This is a genomic window from Cupriavidus mimosae (assembly GCF_023952485.1).
Classification (GTDB): Bacteria; Pseudomonadota; Gammaproteobacteria; order Burkholderiales; family Burkholderiaceae; genus Cupriavidus; species Cupriavidus taiwanensis_C.
The window spans coordinates 1-3,887 of the sequence record NZ_JALHRY010000054.1 but is presented as its reverse complement, the minus strand read 5'-3'; the positions used below and the strand labels follow the sequence as shown (position 1 = coordinate 3,887).

The window sequence follows — 3,887 nt, the reverse complement described above, 5'->3', positions numbered from 1 at the left end:
GACTTCCAGGCGAATCATCTCGGATTCTCGATTAATGGGATTGAGGTTTTTCAAAGGTTTCCAGAAGTCGCAGTCTTATTAGGGTACCGCGATCTGGCTTGCTGTGAACTTCTAGCTGCGCGCCAATTAGGCGAGCGCGTTCCGCCATACCGTGTAATCCATATGAATATCCGGCGCGCGCAGAAACAACGTTGAATCCCTGCCCGTTGTCCCTGATGATCACTTCGATACCGGCGTCTGTATTGGCAAGTGTGACATCGACTTGGGAAGCTTTGGCGTGGCGGGCAACATTGGTAAGTGATTCTTGAACGATACGAAAAATTGCCGTCGCACGAGGGTCAGGAAGATTTGGTTCGGGGTGAGTGGATTGGAATCGACACGGAATCTTGGTGTGGCGGCTAAAGTCTGCAGCGAGCCATTCCAATGCGGACGCGAGACCATAGTTCAATGCTGTGGGTCGCAGGTGACTCACTACATTTCGCACAATGCGAATGGTTTGTTCAATCAATTCGCGCATCTCTTCAGCCTTCTGAATCACACCAGATCCCGTCGGCAATTGCATGCTTAATAAGGAGAGGTCCATTTTTAGGGCTGTTAAAAGCTGCCCTAGTTCATCGTGGATTTCCATGGCTATGCACTTCCTTTCCTCCTCCCGAATCGCTTCCTGATGCGCATGTAATTGTTGGAGACGCTCCCGGGATGCTAGCAATTCGAGTTCGGTCCATTTCCGCTCGCTCACCTCTAGCTCTAGCCTATCGCGCTGCAATTGCAAATCTTCCAAGGCATGCTTGCGGGCGGTCACATCGGTGAGCAATCCTTCGAGATAACGAAGGCTACCTTCGCTTCCCATTAGGCCGCGTGCATTCAATTGGACCCATATAGGTGTTCCATCAAGCCGACTCAACTGAAGTTCGAGGCCGCGAATTTCGCCATCGACGTTCAGGGTCTTGAACAAAGTCGCAGTTAGGCTGAGAGAAAAGGGGCTTTTTGGTCGACCATCGCTTTCTGCAGACACAGTCAAATCACACGCGTTGTCATAGCCAAGCAGTTGAGCCATCGCGGGATTGGCTTCGGCAAGATTTCCAGCTTGATCGAGGAGGAATATACCCTCGACAGCATTCTCCACGATGCTACGGTACTTTCTCTCGCTTTTTTGAAGAAGCAGTGTCGATGTACGAAGCTGATCGGCCATGTAATTGATTCGCACGGCGAGACGCCCGAGCTCGTCGCCAGATTTCACCTCGCATCTCGCATCAAGATCTCCACCAGAAATCTTATCGACCATCTTTTCGAGGCCATTGACGGGGCTGCGGACCATGCGCTTCAGGAGGAGGAAGCTAGCAGCGTAAAGCACTGCTAGGAGCGCTGCCATAATCGCAAAGATGGCCTGCCGGGCGCGGTTGATTGCCTCCTGAGCGACAGCCTTGGTTAGTACGACTCGAATTTCCCCGATTTTCTCTTTCGGTGCGTTTCCGGGCGGATCATATTCAATTGCTCGTACACGTACAACGCTTTCGCCGTCGTTTAAGTGACGGGAACCTTTTACAGTAGCTACCGTTCCGTAGCCTGCCGCGGTAACCGTAAACTCGGCAACTTCAGGGTTGGGTGCAAGCGCGGCGAGTTGGTTTTCGATTGCGCGAAGATCAACGTTCCATAAAGGCAGAACAAGCGATTGGCTGAAAAGGTCAGCAATTCTTGTGGCCCGGTCCCCTAGTGCGAGAAGTCGGCTGTTGCGCTCGTGTTCTACTAACATAGAAGCTGAAGTTCCGGCGACAGCTGCGACAAGCACGACAAGCGAAAGCATCAACTTGGTATGAAGATTTAGGGACCTCAGCGAAAATTTGGCACGCACACGCATCAGAGGCTTCTGGTCGTAGTTTTTAAAAGATGCTTAAGATCGAAATCATAGGAGCCTTCCCGTTGATTTAAATGCTTTGAATAGGGTCTAACGTCAAAGGCTTCGATTCGTCTAAAAACGACATCGGAAAAACGTCTGGCGTTCGTGCGCTCGATAATGCCAAGATAGTCGAGTTTTAGACGCGGCCCCCCATGTTTCGCAAAATCCTTGCCCCAGTGATAATCGTATAGCAGTACCATTGCCCAAGCACCGACAAAATAATCGCCTGCTACGATGCCCGCAAGGCCGCCATGAATCACGCTTTCAAGCGCTTCTTTCAAAGCTCCCATGCCGCCTACCAGAACATGGGCGTTGTTAAGCTTGACGGCATCAAGTGCACCCAGTGCCATAGTGTCATTGGCGGCCCACATGACATTGGCTTCGGGGTACCGTGCCAGCAGTACGCGAGCCTTTTGGTGGCTATCGGCTCGACTCCAGTCACTAAAAACCAACTGACAGATGCGCCCATTTGCCGTTTGATTCAGGAAGGTGGCGACCCCGGCAGCCCTTTCCAGCGAGACTGGTGTATTAGGATCCCCAGTTATTCCAATAACATTAACCTCTCGTCGGCCGAGTCGTTGATATAAAAACTCCATCAGGCGAAATCCGCCCAACTCGGCGTTCGCCGTTAATGTGCCGATCCAGTTCGAAATTTTTTCCCGTTCATTGCCGACGTACTGGCGCTGTTCGGACGTCAGATCGTTGTGAATAACTAATATTTTGGACGGTGAGTGAGCCAACACTTTAAGCATTTGTTGTGCGGCCATCTTCTCGTTGACAATGATTACGTAGTCTGGGGGAAAACTACGTCGGGCAACTTCCTCCGCCTGGCGCTGCATGAGTAAATGATCACGCTCTGCGTACAACACCTCCAGTTGCATATTAAACGTCGTTGCGGCCATGCCCATAAAACTGGACACCAATTGCCAATGTTGACCGGTGCCACGTTCAGCGGATTCGCCGGGGTTGAGAAACACAACGTGGGGCCGCCGTTCGAATGCATGTGTCGAATGTATCATGTTTACAAGCCCGGCATACGCTCCGGCGCGGAGCATCTCTCTGCGATTCATTTTCGAAATTTAGGTTCTATCAAACCATCTAAGCGCTATGGGGGCGGCAGCTCGAAACGTGCTCTGAAGCGGCCGGTAGATTGTATTACCCGTCGGATTTCATTTCTATAGAGAGCGCACGTCAGAATAGTAGCGATGGTATTGGCAGCAGCCAAAAAAATCGTACGAGTAGGGCGACAGCTTCAGTAGGTCTTAAGCCCTAAGAGGCACTCTACATGTTGATGATAATTGCAGCTTGAGAATTATGCGGGATTTTCATTTCAGTGGCATATCCTGCACTTCGACAAAAGGTTCGTCTACCGCATCATGCATTCTATGACCAGGTGAACGATCGTAAGGCGGAGAAAACCACATGCGTAACGCTTGGGGGCCCAACCCCCAAATGGACCGGCACATGCAGGGAGAGGCAACGAGTTGGGCGGCGGCAGAATTCAAGGACATTGACTTGGGCGACTAGCGCCTGAACAAGCGGGCGGTGCTGCTAGCTAGCGATAGCATCGCAGAGAAACCGACGGCAAGCATACCCAGCGCATGCGGCGGCTGGGCGGAAACGGCTGCGGCGTACCGCTTCCTGGCGCAGGATGAACTGGACTGGCGCGATATTCTGGCGCCCCACTGCCAGAGTTAGGCCGAGCGGATGCGGGCATGCGAAGTGGTGCTCTGGATCCAAGACACTACGGAACTGGACTTTAACGGTCAGACTATCACTGTCTTGGCCGACTTACGCTGTATCGCCATCGCGCGAACCGCCTGGCGTGCTCTATGCTTACATGTGGGCACGCGAGCCGAAGAGTGCGGATGGAGTGCGCCCCAGCATCAAGGAAAGTACCCGCTGGATCGAAGGATATGAGCGGGTCGCGGAACAGGCGGCCGCACTGCCAGCCACACGACTTGTCTATGTGTTAGCGCCGATGTAAAAC

2 protein-coding genes and 1 pseudogene are annotated in these 3,887 nt (G+C 52.5%); 1 reads left to right on the top strand and 2 read right to left on the bottom strand.

Translation table 11 applies throughout. From position 1 onward, the window contains the following. Positions 1-31: 31 nt before the first annotated feature. Positions 32-1,858, bottom strand: a complete 1,827-nt coding sequence (locus MKD50_RS30090; protein ID WP_012354625.1) for a sensor histidine kinase — start codon at positions 1,856-1,858, stop codon at positions 32-34. Then, the gene (locus MKD50_RS30085; RefSeq protein WP_232348028.1) at positions 1,858-2,874 is read right to left on the bottom strand and encodes an ABC transporter substrate-binding protein; all 1,017 of its coding nucleotides are present in this window, start codon (positions 2,872-2,874) and stop codon (positions 1,858-1,860) included. The genes MKD50_RS30090 and MKD50_RS30085 overlap by 1 nt, the downstream gene beginning before the upstream one ends. 553 nt (positions 2,875-3,427) lie before the next feature. On the opposite strand from MKD50_RS30085, the pseudogene MKD50_RS30080 reads away from it, so the two are divergent. Further along, positions 3,428-3,869: pseudogene (locus MKD50_RS30080) on the top strand (transposase DNA-binding-containing protein); the annotation flags it as partial. Positions 3,870-3,887: the final 18 nt, after the last annotated feature.